The sequence below is a fragment of the Pseudomonas sp. PsB genome (assembly GCF_043658375.1).
Classification (GTDB): domain Bacteria; phylum Pseudomonadota; class Gammaproteobacteria; order Pseudomonadales; family Pseudomonadaceae; genus Aquipseudomonas; species Aquipseudomonas putida_Z.
The window spans coordinates 134,925-153,973 of the sequence record NZ_JBIGLU010000002.1; the positions used below are offsets into that span (position 1 = coordinate 134,925).

At 64.1% G+C, this 19,049-nt stretch carries 21 protein-coding genes; all 21 read right to left on the reverse strand.

Going from position 1 to position 19,049, the window contains the following annotated elements; translation table 11 throughout:
* Positions 1-9: 9 nt before the first annotated feature.
* Complete coding sequence (locus tag ACGLHT_RS05390; protein ID WP_025340071.1) at positions 10-798, reverse strand: protein phosphatase CheZ; 789 nt, start codon at positions 796-798, stop codon at positions 10-12.
* Positions 799-818: 20 nt separating this feature from the next.
* Positions 819-1,193 (reverse strand): chemotaxis response regulator CheY, encoded by a 375-nt coding sequence (locus ACGLHT_RS05395; RefSeq protein WP_161551427.1) that lies wholly within the window; start codon positions 1,191-1,193, stop codon positions 819-821.
* Between the two features lie 103 nt (positions 1,194-1,296).
* On the reverse strand, positions 1,297-2,037 hold the full coding sequence (fliA, locus tag ACGLHT_RS05400) for an RNA polymerase sigma factor FliA (RefSeq protein WP_274120212.1): 741 nt from the start codon (positions 2,035-2,037) through the stop codon (positions 1,297-1,299).
* The gene (fleN, locus tag ACGLHT_RS05405) at positions 2,034-2,867 is read right to left on the reverse strand and encodes a flagellar synthesis regulator FleN (RefSeq protein ID WP_274120211.1); all 834 of its coding nucleotides are present in this window, start codon (positions 2,865-2,867) and stop codon (positions 2,034-2,036) included. The genes fliA and fleN overlap by 4 nt, the downstream gene beginning before the upstream one ends.
* Positions 2,868-2,960: 93 nt before the next feature.
* Positions 2,961-4,268 (reverse strand): flagellar biosynthesis protein FlhF, encoded by a 1,308-nt coding sequence (gene flhF, locus ACGLHT_RS05410; protein WP_274078403.1) that lies wholly within the window; start codon positions 4,266-4,268, stop codon positions 2,961-2,963.
* 11 nt (positions 4,269-4,279) lie between these two features.
* On the reverse strand, positions 4,280-6,409 hold the full coding sequence (flhA, locus tag ACGLHT_RS05415; RefSeq protein WP_025340073.1) for a flagellar biosynthesis protein FlhA: 2,130 nt from the start codon (positions 6,407-6,409) through the stop codon (positions 4,280-4,282).
* A gap of 218 nt (positions 6,410-6,627) precedes the next feature.
* A complete protein-coding gene (gene flhB, locus ACGLHT_RS05420) occupies positions 6,628-7,770 on the reverse strand; it encodes a flagellar biosynthesis protein FlhB (protein ID WP_274078404.1) in 1,143 nt (380 codons plus the stop codon).
* A gap of 2 nt (positions 7,771-7,772) precedes the next feature.
* Positions 7,773-8,549 (reverse strand): flagellar biosynthetic protein FliR, encoded by a 777-nt coding sequence (gene fliR, locus ACGLHT_RS05425; RefSeq protein ID WP_025340075.1) that lies wholly within the window; start codon positions 8,547-8,549, stop codon positions 7,773-7,775.
* Between the two features lie 7 nt (positions 8,550-8,556).
* A complete protein-coding gene (gene fliQ / locus ACGLHT_RS05430; protein WP_013973591.1) occupies positions 8,557-8,826 on the reverse strand; it encodes a flagellar biosynthesis protein FliQ in 270 nt (89 codons plus the stop codon).
* Between the two features lie 21 nt (positions 8,827-8,847).
* On the reverse strand, positions 8,848-9,603 hold the full coding sequence (gene fliP / locus ACGLHT_RS05435) for a flagellar type III secretion system pore protein FliP (RefSeq protein WP_003257293.1): 756 nt from the start codon (positions 9,601-9,603) through the stop codon (positions 8,848-8,850).
* Positions 9,603-10,037, reverse strand: coding sequence for a flagellar biosynthetic protein FliO (gene fliO, locus ACGLHT_RS05440; RefSeq protein ID WP_085589202.1), 435 nt, complete (start codon positions 10,035-10,037; stop codon positions 9,603-9,605). Before fliO ends, fliP begins: the two co-directional genes overlap by 1 nt.
* Before the next feature lie 12 nt (positions 10,038-10,049).
* Positions 10,050-10,520, reverse strand: coding sequence for a flagellar motor switch protein FliN (gene fliN / locus ACGLHT_RS05445; RefSeq protein ID WP_025340077.1), 471 nt, complete (start codon positions 10,518-10,520; stop codon positions 10,050-10,052).
* A 47-nt stretch (positions 10,521-10,567) separates the two neighbouring features.
* The gene (gene fliM, locus ACGLHT_RS05450; RefSeq protein ID WP_013973595.1) at positions 10,568-11,536 is read right to left on the reverse strand and encodes a flagellar motor switch protein FliM; all 969 of its coding nucleotides are present in this window, start codon (positions 11,534-11,536) and stop codon (positions 10,568-10,570) included.
* A 9-nt stretch (positions 11,537-11,545) separates the two neighbouring features.
* Positions 11,546-12,043 (reverse strand): flagellar basal body-associated protein FliL, encoded by a 498-nt coding sequence (gene fliL / locus ACGLHT_RS05455; RefSeq protein ID WP_025340078.1) that lies wholly within the window; start codon positions 12,041-12,043, stop codon positions 11,546-11,548.
* 420 nt (positions 12,044-12,463) lie between these two features.
* Positions 12,464-13,732 (reverse strand): flagellar hook-length control protein FliK, encoded by a 1,269-nt coding sequence (locus ACGLHT_RS05460; RefSeq protein WP_274120210.1) that lies wholly within the window; start codon positions 13,730-13,732, stop codon positions 12,464-12,466.
* Between the two features lie 72 nt (positions 13,733-13,804).
* Positions 13,805-14,152, reverse strand: coding sequence for an Hpt domain-containing protein (locus tag ACGLHT_RS05465; RefSeq protein WP_025340080.1), 348 nt, complete (start codon positions 14,150-14,152; stop codon positions 13,805-13,807).
* A gap of 48 nt (positions 14,153-14,200) precedes the next feature.
* The gene (locus tag ACGLHT_RS05470; protein ID WP_274120209.1) at positions 14,201-15,892 is read right to left on the reverse strand and encodes a fused response regulator/phosphatase; all 1,692 of its coding nucleotides are present in this window, start codon (positions 15,890-15,892) and stop codon (positions 14,201-14,203) included.
* Between the two features lie 8 nt (positions 15,893-15,900).
* Entirely contained in the window at positions 15,901-16,206 is a 306-nt protein-coding gene (locus ACGLHT_RS05475) for an STAS domain-containing protein (RefSeq protein ID WP_015271215.1), read from the reverse strand.
* 244 nt (positions 16,207-16,450) lie between these two features.
* The gene (gene fliJ, locus ACGLHT_RS05480) at positions 16,451-16,903 is read right to left on the reverse strand and encodes a flagellar export protein FliJ (protein ID WP_025340083.1); all 453 of its coding nucleotides are present in this window, start codon (positions 16,901-16,903) and stop codon (positions 16,451-16,453) included.
* Between the two features lie 6 nt (positions 16,904-16,909).
* Positions 16,910-18,265, reverse strand: coding sequence for a flagellar protein export ATPase FliI (gene fliI / locus ACGLHT_RS05485; RefSeq protein WP_274120208.1), 1,356 nt, complete (start codon positions 18,263-18,265; stop codon positions 16,910-16,912).
* On the reverse strand, positions 18,255-19,043 hold the full coding sequence (gene fliH / locus ACGLHT_RS05490; RefSeq protein WP_274120207.1) for a flagellar assembly protein FliH: 789 nt from the start codon (positions 19,041-19,043) through the stop codon (positions 18,255-18,257). Before fliH ends, fliI begins: the two co-directional genes overlap by 11 nt.
* Between the last annotated feature and the right edge of the window lie 6 nt (positions 19,044-19,049).

Here is a 19,049-nt window from a genome sequence, read left to right on the forward strand (position 1 = left end):
ACGTGCTCCTTAAAAACCCAGGCTGGACAGCAAATCATCGACATCGTCCTGACCGGACACGACGTCTTCACGCTTATCGGCATGAATCTGCGGACCTTCACCCCGAGTCGGATGTTTTTCTCGATCTTTTTCTGCGCGCAGTTGATCGTGGTCATGCTGGATGCCCGCAAAGCGGTCGACCTGGCTGGCCATCAGCACCAGTTTGAGCAGGTTGCTTTCCACCTCGGTGACCAACGTGGTGACGCGCTTGATCACCTGGCCGGTCAGGTCCTGATAGTCCTGGGCCAGCAGAATGTCGTTGAGGTGGCCGGCGACCTTGCGGTTACCTTCGGCGCTGTGCGTCAGGAAACTGTCGACGCGCTTGACCAGCTCACGGAACTCCGGCGCAGCCACTTCGCGGCGCATGAAACGCTGCCAGTCGGTGCTCAGGGCCTGGGCCTCGCTGGCCAGGTCGTTGAGCACCGGGGTACTTTCCTCGACCAGGTCCATGGTGCGGTTGGCCGCGCCCTCGGTGAGCCTGACCACGTACGACAGGCGCTCGGTGGCGTCGGTTATCTGCGACACCTCCTCGGCCTGCGGCATGGTCGGGTCGATCTGGAAACTGACGATGGCACTGTGCAGCTCGCGGGTCAGCTTGCCGACTTCCTGGTACAGGCCGCGGTCGCGGGTCTGGTTCAGCTCGTGAATCAGCTGCACCGCCTCGCCGAAACGGCCCCGCTCCAGGCTTTCGACCAGCTCCTGGGCATGCTTCTTCAGGGTCGATTCGAATTCGCCCAAAGACGTTTGTGATGAATCCATGGCGCGCCCCCTGACGTGACTCAGCCGTTGACGCGTTCGAAGATCTTCTCGATCTTTTCTTTGAGCACCTGGGCGGTGAACGGCTTGACCACGTAGCCATTGACGCCGGCCTGGGCCGCTTCGATGATCTGGTCGCGCTTGGCTTCGGCGGTCACCATCAGCACCGGCATGGTTTTCAGGCGATCGTGGGCACGCACCTTGCGCAGCAGGTCGATGCCGGACATGCCAGGCATGTTCCAGTCGGTCACCAGGAAGTCGTAGTGGCCGTTCTCCAGCATCGGCAGCGCCGTGGTGCCGTCGTCGGCTTCTTCGGTGTTGGTGAAGCCCAGGTCACGCAACAGGTTCTTGATGATCCGCCGCATCGTCGAAAAGTCGTCAACGATGAGGATTTTCATGTCTTTGTTCAAGTAGACCTCCAAGCAGTCTCAAACGCGCTCGGCCCCGAGCGCGCATTCACAATTCGGTACAACGTAGAAAACGACTGCAACGACAGCGGGCTCAACGCGCCCGCCATTCCCCCAGGCGGCTGCGCAGGCGCGCGGCACACTGGCTGTGCAACTGGCTGACCCGCGACTCGCTGACCCCCAGCACCTCACCGATTTCCTTGAGGTTCAGCTCTTCGTCGTAGTACAGCGCCAGCACCAGGCGCTCACGCTCCGGCAGGTTGGCGATGGCCTCGGTCAGGGCGACCTGGAGGCGCTCGTCCTCCAGGCCACGCGCAGGTTCTACCTGGCCACTGGCGCCATCCTCATGCAGCCCTTCGTGCTCGCCGTCCTGCAACAGGTCGTCGAAGCTGAACAGGCGGCTACCCAGGGTATCGTTCAAGATCCCGTAGTAATCATCGAGACTCAATTGGAGTTCGGCAGCAACTTCATGATCTTTAGCGTCACGACCGGTTCTGGCTTCAACCGCACGCATCGCGTCGCTGACCATGCGGGTGTTGCGGTGCACCGAACGCGGTGCCCAGTCACCCTTGCGCACTTCGTCCAGCATGGCCCCGCGAATGCGGATGCCGGCGTAGGTTTCAAAGCTGGCGCCCTTGCTGGCGTCGTACTTGTTGGCCACTTCCAGCAGGCCGATCATGCCGGCCTGAATCAGGTCCTCGACCTGCACGTTGGCCGGCAGCCGCGCCAGCAGGTGGTAGGCGATGCGCTTGACCAGCGGGGCGTAGCGCTCGATCAGCTCGTACTGCGCGTCTTTCGACGCCCGGCTGTACATCTTGAAGCCGCTGGCGTTCATAGCACAGGTCCCGCGCTGGTGGGCTGCACCAGACGCTCGACAAAGAACTCCAGATGGCCGCGCGGGTTGGCCGGCAGCAGCCAGCTGTCGACCTTCTGGGCAATCGCCTTGAAGGCCAGCGCGCATTTGGAGCGTGGGAAGGCTTCGTACACGGCACGCTGCTTCTGCACCGCCTTGCGCACGCACTCGTCATAGGGCACGGCGCCCACGTACTGCAGGGCAACGTCAAGGAAGCGGTCGGTGACCTTGGTCAGCTTGGCGAACAGGTTGCGGCCTTCCTGCGGGCTCTGCGCCATGTTGGCCAGCACCCGGAAACGGTTCATGCCGTAGTCGCGGTTGAGCAGCTTGATCAGGGCGTAGGCATCGGTGATCGAGGTGGGTTCGTCGCATACCACCAGTAGCACTTCCTGGGCGGCGCGGACGAAGCTGACCACCGAATCACCGATACCGGCCGCAGTGTCGATCACCAGCACGTCAAGGTTGTCGCCGATTTCGCTGAACGCCTGGATCAGCCCGGCATGCTGGGCCGGGGCCAGGTGCACCATGCTCTGCGTGCCCGAGGCTGCCGGCACGATGCGCACACCACCTGGGCCCTGCAACATCACGTCGCGCAGCTCGCAGCGCCCTTCGATGACATCGGCCAGGGTCCGCTTGGGGGTAAGGCCCAGCAGCACGTCGACATTGGCCAGGCCCAGGTCAGCGTCGAGCAGCATGACCCTGCGGCCAAGCTCGGCCAGCGCCAGGGACAGGTTCACTGAAACGTTAGTCTTGCCGACGCCACCTTTGCCACCGGTCACGGCGATCACCTGTACGGGATGCATGCTACCCATGTCTGTTCTTTACCTTGTCTCGCTGGGACTCAGGCCACACGTAGGGCAATTCTGCGTACCCTTTGGCATAGCTACCTTGCACACACTTCATCATCAACCCGCTCGCCGTGGGTTGTGATAGAGATCAGCGAACATGTCGGCCATGGCCTCTTCGCTGGGCTCGTCCTGCTGCTGCACATTGACCGCGCGGGTGACCAACTGGTGCCCCCGAGGCAGGTGCAGGTCGTCAGGAATGCGCGGCCCATCGGTCAGGTAGGCCACTGGCAGTTCATGACTGATGGCAAGGCTCAGCACATCGCCAAGGCTCGCCGTTTCATCGAGTTTGGTCAGGATGCAACCGGCCAGGCCGCAGCGCTTGTAGCTGTGGTAGGCGGCGGTCAGCACCTGCTTCTGGCTGGTGGTGGCCAGCACCAGGTAGTTCTTCGCGGCAATGCCACGCCCGGCCAGGGTTTCCAGTTGCATGCGCAGGGCCGGGTCGCTGGCCTGCAGGCCGGCGGTATCGATCAGCACCACGCGCTTGCGCAACAGCGGCTCCAGCGCCGCGGCAAGCGACTGGCCCGGGTCGACGTAGGTCACCGGCACGTTGAGGATGCGGCCCAGGGTCTTGAGCTGCTCCTGGGCGCCGATGCGGAAGCTGTCCATGCTCACTAGCGCCAGGTTCTGCGCGCCGTACTTGAGCACGTAGCGGGCGGCCAGCTTGGCCAGGGTGGTGGTCTTGCCCATGCCGGCCGGGCCGACCATGGCGATCACCCCGCCCTCTTCGATCGGCTCGACCTCGGGGATTTCGATCATCCGCGCCAGATGCGCCAGCAACATGCGCCAGGCCTGGCGTGGCTCGTCGATCTCGGCAGTCAGGTCCAGCAGCTCACGGGCGATCGGCCCGGACAGGCCGATGCGCTGCAGCCGACGCCAGACGGTGGCCTGCTGCGGCTTGCTGCCCTGCAGCTGGTTCCAGGCCAGCGAGCCGAGCTGCACTTCCAGCAGCTCGCGCAGGCCCGACAGCTCGGAGCGCATGGCATCGAACAGGCGCGGGTCGACCGGCGCCGACGCAGGCGCTGCAGCAGCCTCGGGAACATCGACGTGCGGTTCGATCAACGGCTCGGCGGCGGTCAGCGACTGCCCGGCGAACAATTGGCGGTTGTTGTCGCTGCTGTCCGGGCGGTGGTCCAGCTCGGCCTGGGCAGTGGCGATGCGCGTATGGGTCTTGCGCAGCTCTTCTTCCAGCTCGGCGTTGGGCACACGCGGGGCCAGGGCGGACAGCTTGTAGTCCAGCGCGGCCGTCAGCTCGACACCGCCGGCGATGCGACGGTTGCCGATGATGGCGGCATCGGCGCCCAGCTCATCACGGACCAGCTTCATGGCCTGACGCATATCGGCGGCGAAAAATCGCTTAACTTGCATTATCCCCTACCTCAGCCGTTAGGGCCCACGGTGGCAACGATGGTGACTTGCTTGTTGTCCGGTATTTCCTGATACGCCAGAACATGCAAATTCGGTACAGCCAGGCGACCGAAACGCGACAGCATGGCGCGGATCGGGCCGGCGACCAGGAGGATGGCCGGCTGGCCCTGCATTTCCTGGCGCTGGGCCGCCTCGATCAGCGAACGCTGCAGCTTCTCGGCCATGCTCGGTTCCAGAAGAACACCGTCTTCCTGACCTTGCCCGGCCCTTTGCAGACTATTGAGCAAAATCTGTTCCAACCTTGGCTCCAGGGTAATCACTGGCAGCTCCGACTCAACGCCGACAATGCTTTGCACGATGGCGCGACACAATCCGACGCGCACTGCCGCCACCAGCGCGGCGGTATCTTGACTCTTGCCGGCGTTGTTCGCGATCGCCTCGGCGATACTGCGAATATCGCGCACTGGCACTTGTTCAGACAACAGCGCTTGCAGCACCTTGAGCAGGCCCGACAAGGAAATGACACCCGGCACCAGCTCTTCTGCAAGTTTAGGCGATGCCTTGGCCAACACCTGCAGCAGTTGCTGGACCTCTTCATGGCCGATCAGCTCGTGGCAGTGCTTCTGCAGGATCTGGTTCAGGTGGGTGGCCACCACGGTGCTGGCGTCGACCACGGTGTAGCCCAGCGACTGCGCCTGGGAGCGCTGGCCGACATCGATCCACACGGCTTCAAGGCCAAACGCCGGGTCGCGCGCGGCGATGCCGTTGAGGGTGCCGAACACCTGCCCCGGGTTGATTGCCAGTTCGCGGTCCGGGTAGATCTCGGCCTCGGCCAGGATCACCCCCATCAGGGTCAGGCGATAGGCGCTGGGCTGCAGGTCGAGGTTGTCGCGGATGTGCACGGTGGGCATGAGGAAGCCCAGGTCTTGCGACAGCTTCTTGCGCACGCCCTTGATCCGCGCCAGCAACTGGCCACCCTGGTTGCGATCGACCAGCGGGATCAACCGGTAGCCGACCTCCAGGCCAATCATGTCGATCGGCGTGACGTCGTCCCAGCCCAGCTCCTTGGTTTCCAGCGCACGCTGTGGCGAGGGCAGCAGGTCCTGCTGGCGCTGCGCCTCCTGCAGCGCCTGCGCCTTGGCCTTCTGTTGCTTCTTCCATACCAGGTAGGCGCCACCACCGGCCAGCAGGCCGAGGCTTAGGAAGGCCACGTGCGGCATGCCCGGCACCAGGCCCATGACGATCATCAGCGCGGCGGACACCGCCAGGGCCTTGGGCGAATCGAACATCTGCCGGTTGATCAGCTTGCCCATGTCCTCGGAGCCCGAAGCACGGGTAACCATGATCGCGGCAGCGGTGGACAGCAACAGTGATGGCAACTGCGCCACCAAACCGTCACCGATGGTCAGCAAGGCGTACACCTTGCCGGCATCGCCAAAGCTCATGCCGTGCTGCAGCATGCCGATCAGCATGCCGCCGATCAGGTTGATGAACAGGATCAGCAGGCCGGCGATGGCGTCACCGCGGACGAACTTGCTGGCACCGTCCATCGAACCGTAGAACTCGGCTTCCTGCGCCACTTCGGCACGACGGTGCTTGGCCTGGGCCTGGTCGATCAGGCCGGCGTTGAGGTCGGCGTCGATGGCCATCTGCTTGCCGGGCATGGCGTCGAGGGTGAAACGCGCGCTCACTTCCGAGATACGCCCGGCGCCCTTGGTCACCACCACGAAGTTGATGATCATGAGGATGGCGAACACCACGGCACCGACCACATAGTTACCGCCGATCACCACCTCGCCGAAGGCCTGGATAACCTTGCCGGCAGCGCCGTGGCCCTCCTGGCCATGCAGCATCACCACCCGGGTGGAAGCCACGTTCAGGGCCAGGCGCAACAGCGTGGCCACCAGCAGGATGGTGGGGAATGCGGCGAAGTCGAGCGGGCGCAGGGCGTAGACGCAGACCAGCAGGACCACGATCGACAGGGCGATGTTGAAAGTGAAGAACACGTCGAGCAGGAACGGCGGTATCGGCAACATCATCATTGCCAACATCACCAGCAGCAACAGCGGCACACCCAGGTTGCCCCGGCCGAGCCCGGCCAGGTTGTTACGGGCGTTGCTGATTAACTGAGTGCGATCCACCGCGAGTCCTCTTGATGCAAAACTTTGACGCACAGGGGGCGCCTGGCGCTGGCTGTGCAAGAAGCCTTCCAACTTTGCTCGACGGGGGATTTATGTTGTCTGTTCCGGCCTCTTCGCGGGTGAACCCGCTCCCACAGGGGCCGCACAGCCTTCAAGGCCCGCAGAGGACCTGTGGGAGCGGGTTCACCCGCGAAAGGGCCAGAAGCCCTGACACAAGGTCAACTGTCGCGGCGCAGGTCCGGCGGAATCGGCAGGTCGTCCTTCAGCGGCTCTGGCCGCTTGCCCTTGCCTGCCCGGTACTGGCGGATCTGGAACACATAGGCCAGCACCTGCGCCACCGCCAGGTAAAGCCCGGCAGGGATTTCCTGCTCGAGTTCGGTGGAGTAGTAGATCGCCCGCGCCAACGCCGGCGATTCGAGGATCTGGACCTTGTGCTCCACGCCGATCTCGCGAATCTTCAGGGCAATGAAATCCGTCCCCTTGGCCAGCAGCAACGGCGCCGCCCCGCCTCTCTCCGGGTCGTATTGCAAGGCCACCGCATAATGCGTCGGGTTGGTGATGATCACATCGGCCTGCGGCACCGCCGCCATCATGCGCCGCTGCGACACCTCACGCTGCAGCTGGCGAATACGCTGCTTGACCTCGGGCTTGCCTTCGCTGTCCTTGTACTCGTCGCGCACTTCCTGCTTGGTCATCTTCATTTTCTTGTGGGTCTGCCACAGCTGGAACGGCACATCCGCCGCCGCAATCAGCAACAGCCCGGCCGACATCCACAACGCACTCCAGCCCACCACCTGCAGGCTGTGGATGATCGCCTGCTCCAGCGGCTCGTTGGCGATCGACAGCAAGGCCTGACGATCGCTGACCAGCACCACCACCGCCACCACCAAAATCACGAAGAACTTGGCCAGCGCCTTGAGCAGCTCGGTCAGGGCATGCATCGAGAACATGCGCTTGATCCCCGACAGCGGGTTCATGCGGCTGAACTTGGGCTGCAGCAGGCTGCCGGAGAACAGGAAACCGCTCAGCGCGATAGGTGCCACGAAGGAGATCACGAACAGCAGGATCAGTACCGGCTGCGTCGCCCATATCGCCATCTTGCCCGAGGCCAGCAGGAAGGCGCCCATGGCCCGCTCGTCGACGATGATGTCGCGGGTCAGGCTGAAGTTCATGCGCATCATCTCCAACAGCGTCTCGGCCAGGTGGCCGCCGAACGCCAGCAGGCCACCGGCGCCGGCCAGGGTCACCGCCACCGTGTTCAGCTCCTTGGAGCGCGCGATCTCGCCTTTCTCGCGGGCATCGCGCTTGCGCTTTTCGGTGGGGTCTTCTGTCTTGTCCTGACCGCTCTCGCTTTCCGCCATGCTCAGCGCGCCCTCGCCAGTTCACGCAGCCATTGCAGCGCTTCGCTGGCCAATGCCTGGTAGTGGGACAGCACATCGGCCAGGCCGACCCAGAAAATGAACATGCCCATGACCAGGGTCAGCGGAAAACCGATGGAAAAAATGTTCAGTTGCGGCGCGGCGCGGGTCATCACACCAAAGGCAATGTTCACCACCAACAGCGCGGCGATCACCGGCAGAATCAGCAGCAGGCCCGCGGCAAACACCCAGCCCAGGCGCCCGGCCAGCTCCCAGAAATGATTGACCACCAGCGCGTTGCCCACCGGCAAGGTGGTGAAGCTTTCGGTCAGCACCTCGAATACCACCAGGTGGCCATTCATCAGCAGGAACAACACACTTACCAGCATGGTCATGAACTGGCTGATCACCGTGACGTTGACCCCGTTGGCTGGGTCGACCATCGAAGCGAAGGCCATACCCATCTGCACCGCGACGATCTGCCCGGCAATCACGAAGACCTGGAACAGCAACTGCAACGCCAGGCCGAACAGCGCGCCGACAATGATCTGCTCGGCACACAGCAGCAAACCGCGCAGGCTCAGCGGGTCGAACTCAGGCAGGGGTGGCAGTGCCGGGACGATTACCACGGTAATCGCCACCGCCACGTACAGGCGCACCCGCGCCGGCAACATGCGGGTGCCGAAGATGGGCATGGTCATCAGCACCGCTGTCACCCGGAACAACGGCAGGATGAAGGTGGCGACCCAGGTGCCGATCTGCGTGTCGGTCAGCTCCAGCATCGGCGCGTCAACCGATCAGCTGCGGGATGTTGGTGTACAGACTGGTGATGTACTCCATGAACTTCTGCACCAGCCACGGCCCGGCGATGATCAGTGTGACCAGCATCACCAACAGGCGCGGCAGAAAACTCAGGGTCTGTTCGTTGATCTGCGTGGCGGCCTGGAACATGGCCACTACCAGGCCAACCAGCAGGCTCGGCACCACCAGCACGGCGACCATCAGGGTGGTCAGCCACAGGGCATCACGGAACAGGTCGACTGCGACTTCAGGTGTCATCGGCGGCTCTCCTTGACGGCTTCAGACGCCGCCGAAACTGCTGGCCAAGGTGCCCATGATCAGCGCCCAGCCATCGACCAGCACGAACAGCATGATCTTGAAGGGCAGCGAGATGATCAGCGGCGACAGCATCATCATACCCATGGCCATCAGCACGCTGGCTACCACCATGTCGATGATCAGGAACGGGATGAAGATCATGAAACCGATCTGGAACGCGGTCTTCAGCTCGGAGGTGACGAACGCCGGCACCAGGATCGTCAGCGGCACCTGGTCCGGGCCGGCGATGTCGGTACGCTTGGACAGGCGCATGAACAGGTCGAGGTCGCTTTGCCGGGTTTGTGCCAGCATGAAGTCCTTGAGCGGCCCCTGGGCCTTGTCGATGGCCTGCTGGGCAGTCATCTGCTCCTTCAGGTACGGCTGCAGTGCGTCCTGGTTCACCCGGTCGAACACCGGCGCCATGATGAACATGGTCAGGAACAGCGCCATGCCCGTCAACAGCTGGTTCGACGGCGTCTGCTGCAGACCCAGGGCCTGACGCAGGATCGAGAACACGATGATGATGCGGGTGAAGCTGGTCATCAGGATGACGAACGCCGGGATGAAGCTGAGCGCCGTCATGATCAGCAGGATCTGCAGGCTGACCGAATACTCCTGCTGCCCGTCCGCGGTATTGGACAGGGTAATGGCCGGGATCGACAGCGGGTCGGCCCCCAGGGCCAGCGGCGCCGCCAGCAGCAGCGCCAGAGTCAACAACACACGCAGCGCGCCACTCATCACTTCTTGTCCTTAGGGTCCTTGCCCATCAGCTCCATCAGCCGCTGGGCAAACTCCGGCGTCGCCTGGCGGGCGTTTTCCGGCACTTCCACGGGTTCGGCCAGCACATGCAGGGCCTCGATGCTGCCAGGGGTATGGCCGATCAGGATCTGCTCCTTGCCCACCTGCACCAGCAGCAGGCGGTCACGCGGGCCGATGGCCCGGCTGCCGACGATCTCGATCACCTGCCCGCCCTTTACCGCCGTGCTTTGCATGCGCCGCAGCAACCAGGCCAGGAAGAAGATCAGGCCGACCACCAGCAGCAGGCCGAAGACCATCTGCGCCAGCTGCCCACCGAGGCTGCCAGGCGCGGTTGCCGGGGTTGCCGCCGGTGTGGCCGCGGCCAGGCAAGCCTGGCTGGCGAGCAGCGCGGCGAGCGCCGCGATGGCGCGCATCGTGCCCTTCACTCAGCGCAGCTTCTTGATACGTTCGCTGGGGCTGATCACGTCGGTCAGGCGGATGCCGAACTTCTCGTTGACCACCACCACCTCGCCATGGGCAATCAGCGTGCCGTTGACCAGCACGTCGAGCGGCTCGCCGGCCAGGCGGTCGAGCTCGATCACCGAGCCCTGGTTGAGCTGCAGCAGGTTGCGGATGTTGATCTCGGTACTGCCCACTTCCATGGAAATGTTCACCGGGATATCCAGGATCACGTCCAGGTTAGGGCCTTCGAGGCTGACGTTTTCGTTCGGCTTCGGCGAGCTGGCGAACTCCTCCATCGGCAGGCGGCCCGTGCCGCCGGTGCTGCTACCGGTGTCACCACCCAGCAGTGCATCGATATCGGCCTGGCCGGCCGCACCGGTTTCTTCCAGTGCCGCAGCCCATTCATCGGCCAGTGCCTGGTCCTCTGCGGAGGTGATCTCGTTTTCGTTAGCCATGGTTTCCTCGACAGGCATTCAATTCGTTATGAGCGACCGGCACGCCGTCAGCGGCGTTCGATCGGGTCGATGATCTGCAGCGCCAGGTTGCCCTTGTGCGAACCCAGGCGCGCCTTGAACGACGGCACGCCGTTGGCGCGCAGCACCAGGTGCTCGGGCAGCTCCACCGGGATCACGTCGCCAGGTTGCATGTGCAGGATGTCGCGCAGTTTCAGCTGGCGCCGGGCTACGGTGGCGGTCAGCGGCACGGCCACGTCCAGCACGTCCTCGCGCAAGGCCTTGACCCAGCGCTCGTCCTGGTCGTCCAGGTCGGACTGGAAACCGGCGTCGAGCATTTCCCGCACCGGCTCGATCATCGAGTACGGCATGGTCACGTGCAGGTCGCCGCCACCGCCGTCCAGCTCGATGTGGAAGGTGGACACCACCACCGCCTCGCTGGGGCCGACAATGTTGGCCATGGCCGGGTTTACCTCGGAGTTCATGTACTCGAAGGTGACCGGCATGATTGCCTGCCAGGCTTCCTTGAGGTCGACGAAGCACTGGTCCAGCACCATGCGCACCACGCGCAACTCGGTGGGGGTGAACTCGCGGCCTTCGATCTTGGCGTGGCGGCCGTCGCCGCCGAAGAAGTTGTCCACCAGCTTGAACACCAGCTTGGCGTCGAGGATGAACAGCGAGGTACCGCGCAGCGGCTTGATCTTGACCAGGTTGAGGCTGGTCGGCACATACAGCGAGTGCACGTATTCGCCGAACTTCATCACCTGCACGCCGCCCACTGCCACATCGGCGGAGCGGCGCAGCAGGTTGAACATGCTGATACGGGTGTAACGGGCGAAACGCTCGTTGATCATTTCCAGGGTCGGCATGCGACCCCGCACGATACGGTCCTGACTGGTCAGGTCGTAGCTTTTGATGCTGCCAGGCTCGGATGCACTCTCGGTCTGCACCAGCCCGTCGTCGACGCCATGCAACAGGGCATCGATTTCATCCTGGGACAGCAGGTCCTGTACGGCCATTGCGGACTCCTACTGCAATACGAAATTGGTGAACAGCAACTGGTCGACGACCGGCTTGCCGACTTCCTTCTGCGCCACTTCCTGAACCACTGCGGTGGCCTTCTGGCGCAGCATTTCCTGCCCCACCGGGCTGCCAGCCAGGGTGTCGAAGCCTTGCCCGGAGAACATCATCACCAGGTTGTTGCGGATCACCGGCATGTGCACCTTGAGGGCGTCCAGGTCAGCCTGGCTGCGCGCTTGCAGGGTGATGCTCACCTGCATGTAGCGCTGGCGGCCGTTCTGGTTGAAGTTGACCACGAAGGCCGGGGCCAGCGCTTCGTAGATAGCCGCTGGCTTGACGTTGCTGGCTGCAGGATCGGCGGCCGGGGCCGGCTCGCTCTTGTGCATGATGAACCAGGTAGCGCCCACCGAAAGGCCGATCGCCAGCAACAGGCCCACTACCGCCAGCAGGATCAGCTTGAGTTTGCCTTTAGTGGCGGGGTCTTTGACTGCTTCGCTCTTCGCCATGCCAATAATCCGTCGTCCATCGGGGGGTTCAAGGGAGGATGGCTTGGCTTGAGCAAGTGTTATGCCAGTTTTGGCTGGAGGGATGGGATGGGGCTTAGAGGGGTTCGACGGTAGATGTGTTGCGCTTGTGAGATCGAGCGCCGCCCGCGCGGCGCTTCGCAGCACAAAGCTGCTCCTACATCTGTTTCGGACCAGTCACTCCTGTGAGTTCACCTCTGTCCGCCTTGTTTGTTCCATTCAATATCGAGGGAGGGCGCGGCTGCTTTTCATCAATCCTCAGCCATGCACCAAGGCTGCAACCCACCTGGCACAGGAGATATTGGCCCGAAACAGATGTAGGAGCAGCCTTGTGCTGCGAAGCGCCGCGCGGGCGGCGCTCGATCTAACAGGCGCAAAAAACCTTAAGGCATGCACCCCGCATCACGCGTAATAATCGACCGCACTGTCGCCAACAACCACCTGCTGCTCCACAGGCCGGGCGCTATCGACTGCCTCTGCCCCGCCCTGCTCGGCCCGGCGCGCCGCCACCCCGGACAGGTTGCTGCCCTGCGCCTGCCCCTGCTGCTGTTGTTGCTGCCCACGCGACTGGTCGGCCACGTTGACATCCGGCTGTGCCAGCCCCTGCTGGGCAAACAGCTCGCGCAGGCGGTGCACCTGGCTGTCGAGGGCGTCACGCACGCCGGCGTGACCGCTGATGAAGGTGATCTGGGTCGACTGGTCCGTCGCAACATTGACGCGAATGTCCAGGCGGCCCAGTTCCGCCGGTTCCAGCTGGATATCCGCCGACTTGAGGTTCTGGCTGGACAGGTACATGACCCGGTTGACCAGGCCCTCGGCCCAGGCGTTCTGGTTCATCGGCAGCGGTTGGTGCAATGGGCTGGCATTGGCCGGCACGGCATTGGCGGTCTTGGCCGTGGCGGCCTGGGTCAGGTTGGCCAGGCGGTTGGCGAAATCGTCTACGCGTGTATCGCTGCCAGCGCTCTTGGTGTCTTTCAGGCCATCTTCAAGCAAGCCAGCAAAGGCCTTGTCGCCAGGCTCGCCCGTTTCACCCTCGGCATTCTCGACCAGATTCGCCAAGGTATTGACGGCCATCTGCCCCTCTTCGCCCTGAGCCTGCGAAGGGTCCAGCGCATGCGCCGAGGTCGCTCCCTTGGCCTGGGCGCTTTGTTCCAGCGCCAGGCGCAGGGTCGGCAGGTTGGCCAAAGGGTCGGCGTCAGGGTCGAAGGCTTCCTCGGCGGCCGCCTCCTCGGGTAGCTCGGCGGTGACCTGCGCCTGCGCCGCGGCGGCCTGCAACACCGGCGCCACCGCCTCGGCCTGGGCCTGGATCAGTTGTGCGCCAGGCTGGGCGTCGGTGACCTGGCCGGCAACCAGGCTGGCATCGCGCAAGCCGGCGTCGGCCTGGGCTTGGTCGTCGGCTGGCAATTGTTTGCCGTCATCGGCAACCGCGGGTTTGTCGGCAGCGGCTTTCTTGCCGCCCTGCGCCGCCTCGGGCTTGTCCTTGGGCTTGGCCTCGGCGACCTTGTCGTCCTGCCCGGCGGCCTTGTCGCGGCCCTGCCGGGCCATCACCTGGCCGAAGCCGTCGCCCTTGTCGCCCGGCGCCTGCAGCGGCTTGTCGGCCTGTGCGGTGGCCGAACGCGAGGTGTTGGCAATGGCGTTGCCTTGCAACAATGGGTTGGGTGCGACAGGCATCGAGCGGTCTCCGCGCCAGAAACAAAAAAATCATCCAGCCAGAGACAGGCAAGACTCGCGCCAAGTCGTGTTTCAACCCGCCGAAATGCGCTGCTGCTCACCTCGGTAGAAGCGCTGCACCTCGACGAACTCCAGGTCGATGCGGTTGATCAGGTCCTCGATGCCATACAGCGGGGGCCGCCGCGCGCGCTCCTCCAGCTGCTGGCACAGGCTGGCCAATGCAACCGCGCCCATGTTGCTGCTGCTGCCCTTGAAACTGTGGGCTGCGGAACCGAGCTCTTCGGCACTTTTGGCCGCGTGCAGCTGGCCCAGGCGCCGTTCGGAGTCGTCGAGAAAGGTTTGCACCAACTGCAGGTAGCCATCTTCCATGACCTCACGCAGGTCGCTGAGTACCTTGTGGTCAATATGCATGTCAGTCACTTGTTCACTCCTTGATCAAGCCAGATTATGCCCGAGCCAACCCGTGGCTCACCAGACGAACTCCACATGCGCGCAGCGCCCACCCTCACTCCAGTGCGCGCTGCTGGCCAGCCGCTGCACCAGGTTCAGGCCTCGCCCGCTCAGCCCCTGCTCCAGCGAGGGCCGCGACAGCACCCGTTGCACATCGAACCCGGCACCACTGTCACGGACCTCGATCATCAGACGCCCGCCGTCAGCTTGCGGTTCAACCTTGAAATCGATGCGCACGTAACCGTCGGCCAGTACCCCAAGGCGCCGGGCGCGCTCCTGATAATAGTCGGCAAAGCCCTGTACATCGCGCTTGAGTTGAGAGTCCAGGCCCAGCACGCCGTGCTCCAGGGCGTTGGAATACAGCTCGCTGAGCACGCTGTGCAGGTTGCCGGTACGCGCGCGCAGGCCATGAATCTCCTGCAACAACTGCACCAGGTACGGCACCGGGTTGAAGCGCTTCAGGCTCTGGCCACGCACCTCGAACCCTAGCGACCAGTCCAGCGGGCTGGAGCGGCCGCTATCAGAGTAGATCATCGGCGCCGGCACCCGCTCCTCGGCGCTGAACATACGAATGTCGCACAGGCTGATGTCATCGCGCGGGCGCCCGCCAAAGCGCTCCAGGGCCTGCATCACTTCGTCGAACAACCGCACCGGGTCCCGGTTGTCGGCCAGCACCCTGCGCAGGCGCTGCACACCAAACAGGCGTTCCTGGTCGTCGGCGGTGTCCAGCACGCCGTCCGACAGCAGCAGCAGGCGCTCGCCCGGTGCCAGCGGCAACACCTCGGTACTGTCATCGAAACGCTCGGCGTCCAGGATGCCCAGCGGCAGGTGTCGCGAAGTCAGCGCCGACAGCACCTGGCCATCCACTGCCAGACGATAGCCATCAGGCATGCCACCGTTCCACACCTCCACCGAACCGCGCTGCATGCTGAGGTTGAGCAGCAGCGCACAACAGAACATGTCCACCGGCAGGATACGTTTGAGCTTGGCATTCATCTCGCGCAGGATCTGCGCCATGCCGTAACCCTTGGCAGTCATGCCGTAGAACACTTCGGCCAGCGGCATGGCGCCTACCGCCGCCGGCAGGCCGTGGCCGGTGAAATCGCCAAGCAGCACGCGCATGTCGCCGGACGGGGTGAACGCGGCCAGCATCAGGTCGCCATTGAACAGCGCATAGGGCGATTGCAGGTAGCGGATGTTGGGCGCGGCCAGGCAGCCGGAGTGGGCCACCTTGTCGAACACCGCCTTGGCCACCCGCTGCTCGTTGAGCAGGTGGTGGTGGTGCCGGGCAATCTGGTCGCGCTGCTCCAGCACGGTGGCCTGCAGCCGGCGCAGGCGGTCCATGGCGCGGATCTTGGCGCCGAGAATCACCGCACTGTAGGGCTTGGCCATGAAGTCGTCGCCCCCGGCCTCCAGGCAGCGCACCAGGCCTTCCTCCTCGTTCAATGACGTCAGGAAAATGATCGGCACCAGCGCTTCGCCGGCCAGGGCCTTGATCTGCCGCGCCGCCTCGAAGCCATCCATCACCGGCATCAGCGCATCCAGCAGCACCAGTTGCGGGCGCCGCTCGACGAACAGCGCCACCGCCTGCTCGCCGTTTTCTGCGGTGAATACCTGATGGCCCTGACGGCGCACGATCTGCGCCAGCAGCAGGCGGTCGGCGGCACCGTCTTCGGCGACCAGCACTGTCAACGCCTGTTCGGCCGGCATGTCGGCGCTCAACTGATATCGAAGAGTTTTTCGAAATTGGAGATGGCGAGGATCTTGCGCACATCGGAGCTGGCATGCACCACACGCACATCCGACTCATCGCCGCCCGCATGGTCACGCAGCAACAGCAGCATGCCGAGCGCGGAACTGTCGAGGTAGGTGGTGTCCTTCAGGTCGACGACCACCGAATCTGGCCGGTTGGGCTGGCGTTCGTAGGCGTCACGAAATTCCTGGTGCTTGCCGAAATCGAAGCGCCCCTTGATCTTTATCGTCAGCTTTTTCCCGTCCTGCGAAAAATCAGTCTCGACTGCCATGCTAGCGATTCCTTCGATGATGGCGGATGCAACTCCTTAAAGGTTTAGCAGGCGATGGCGGGGGTGGCAAGCATGCCATTCCCACAGGCGGTGCACCCAGTGTAGGAGCGGCCTTGTGTCGCGAAAGGGCCGCAGAGCGGCCCCGGCGATATTTGCTGCGAAGCTGAAATCCTGGGGCCGCTGCGCGCCCCTTTCGCGACACAAGGCCGCTCCTACAGGGTACCGCGCAAGCCCAATGGGCAGCTTAAAGGTGATTCTGCCGCGGCAGACGTTGTGACAGCTCGTCGAGCAAGCGCTGCTCGCGCTTGTCTTCGGCGCGCCGGGCTTCGTCCAGGTAGCGCTGCACCAGCTTGCGCAAGCCTTCCACCCGGGCATAGGCCTGCTGCCAGGTGCCGCGTGCGTTGTCGAGGTTGTTCTGGTGCCAGACCAGGCTCTGGCGCTGCTGGGTCATGGCCGTTTCCAGCTGCCCGAGGAAGCGCTGGTAATTGACCAGCCAGCTGCCATTGACCCCCTGCCCGCCACGGTTGATCCACTGCAGCTGGTAATCCTCGCGAAACCGCTCGAGTTCGGCCAGCTTGGCCTGGGCCGTGGCCACCTGCTGCTGGAAATGCCCAAGGCGCTGGGCAGCCTTGCGCTCGGCCTCCTCGGCCATGTCCACCACCGGCGCCAGGCGCGCGGCACGTCCGGGCAGCGCCATGATCTATCAGCCGGCCGGGGGCGTGAAGATCGCCCCCAACTGGTCGCGGCTTTGCGCCATGCCCACGTTCTCGCGCAAGCCCTGACGCAGAAACTCCACCAGCTTCGATTGCAAGGCAATGGCCAGGTCGGTTTCCGGGTCGCCACCGGCCACATAGGCACCCACGCTGATCAAGTCGCGGCTCTGCGACAGGCGCGACCACAACTGCTTGAACTTCTGCGCCTGGCGCAAATGGTCGGCATCGACCACCTGGGGCATGACTCGGCTGATCGAGGCTTCGATGTCGATGGCCGGGTAATGGCCTTCCTCGGCCAGCCGCCGCGACAGCACGAAGTGGCCATCGAGTACACCACGCGCCGAGTCGGCAATCGGGTCCTGTTGGTCGTCGCCCTCGGACAACACGGTGTAGAACGCGGTGATCGAACCACCACCTGGCTCGCCGTTGCCGGCCCGCTCTACCAGTTTGGGCAGCTTGGCGAACACCGACGGCGGGTAACCCCGGGTGGCCGGCGGCTCGCCGATAGCCAGGGCAATTTCACGCTGGGCCTGGGCGAAACGGGTCAACGAGTCCATCAGCAACAGCACGTTCTTGCCCTTGTCGCGGAAGTACTCGGCAATACGTGTGCAGTACATGGCGGCGCGCAGGCGCATCAGCGGCGCATCGTCGGCGGGCGAAGCGACCACCACCGAGCGCTTGAGGCCTTCCTCACCAAGGATATGCTCGATGAATTCCTTGACCTCGCGGCCCCGCTCGCCGATCAGGCCGACGACGATGATCTCGGCTTCGGTGAAGCGGGTCATCATGCCCAGCAACACCGACTTGCCCACACCGGTACCGGCGAACAGGCCCAGGCGCTGGCCGCGACCGACGGTGAGCAGGCCATTGATGCTGCGAATACCCACATCCAGCGGCTTGCTGATGGGGTCGCGGTTCAACGGGTTGATCACCGGGCCGTCCATCGGCACCCAGTCCTCGGCCTTCATCCCGCCCTTGCCATCCAGCGCACGGCCGGCGCCGTCGAGCACCCGGCCGAGCATGCTCATGCCCATGGGCAGGCGGCCGCCGTCATCCAGCGGCACCACCCGGGCGCCGGGGGCGATGCCGACGATGCTGCCGACCGGCATGAGGAATACCTTGGGCCCGGCAAAGCCCATGACTTCGGCCTCCACCTGCACCGGTTGGTAGCTGTCGTCGTTGATTACCAGGCAGCGGCTGCCGACTGCAGCGCGCAGGCCTTCGGCTTCCAGGGTGAGGCCGACCATACGCAGCAGGCGGCCTTCGACGATGGGCTGGGCCGGCAGCTCGATGGCCTCGGCATAACTGCCCAGGCGCTTGCCGAAACTGGTGCGCTTAAGGTGCATCGGGGGTATCCACCGGGCGGTCCAGGTCAACGGACATATCCGCTGCCGCCGGGTGCAGCGAATGGTCGTGCAACTGGTCGAACAGTTGCGCCACGGCTTTCTCGATGCGGGTTTCCATGGTCGCGTCGATGCGGCTGTGCGCGGTCTCGATACGGCAGCCGCCTGGTAGCAGTGCGCTGTCCTCGAGCAGCCGCCAGCTTTCCTCATGGCGCTCGCGCAGGGCCTTGGCCAGCTCGAAATCCTGCGGGTTGAGGTGGATGCGGATATTGTCCGCGCCCATGGGCAGCAGCTTGAGCGCTTCGCGCAGTACCTGGGTGATCTGGCTGGAATCGCCCCGCAGTTCGCGACCGATCACCTGGCGGGTCATGTGAGCCACCAGGTGGACCAGAGCCTTCTCGATCTGCGTGTCCTGCTCGGCGATCGGCTCCATCAGGTTGGTCATCAGCCGGTCGAGGCTTTCCAGCTTGGTCTTCAGGGCCTCTTCGGCCTCCTGGCGGACCTTGAGCTGGGTGCTATGGAAGCCCTCGCGCTCACCGGTGGCGAAGCCTTCGTTGTAGGCCTCCTGGCGGATGGCCTCGAGTTCTTCCAGGGTCAGCGGCTGGACTTCTTCCAGCGGCACTTCCTCGACTTCTTCCTCGATTACCTCGGGTTCCGGTTCCGGCTCCGGTTCGGGCTCAGGCTCCGGTTCCGGGTCGAAGCTGGGCAGCGCCCATACGTCCACGCCCTCGAGGTCGCGGGCGCGGATCAGGTCGCTGGGGTGATGTTCTTTGGTGGACATGTTTTC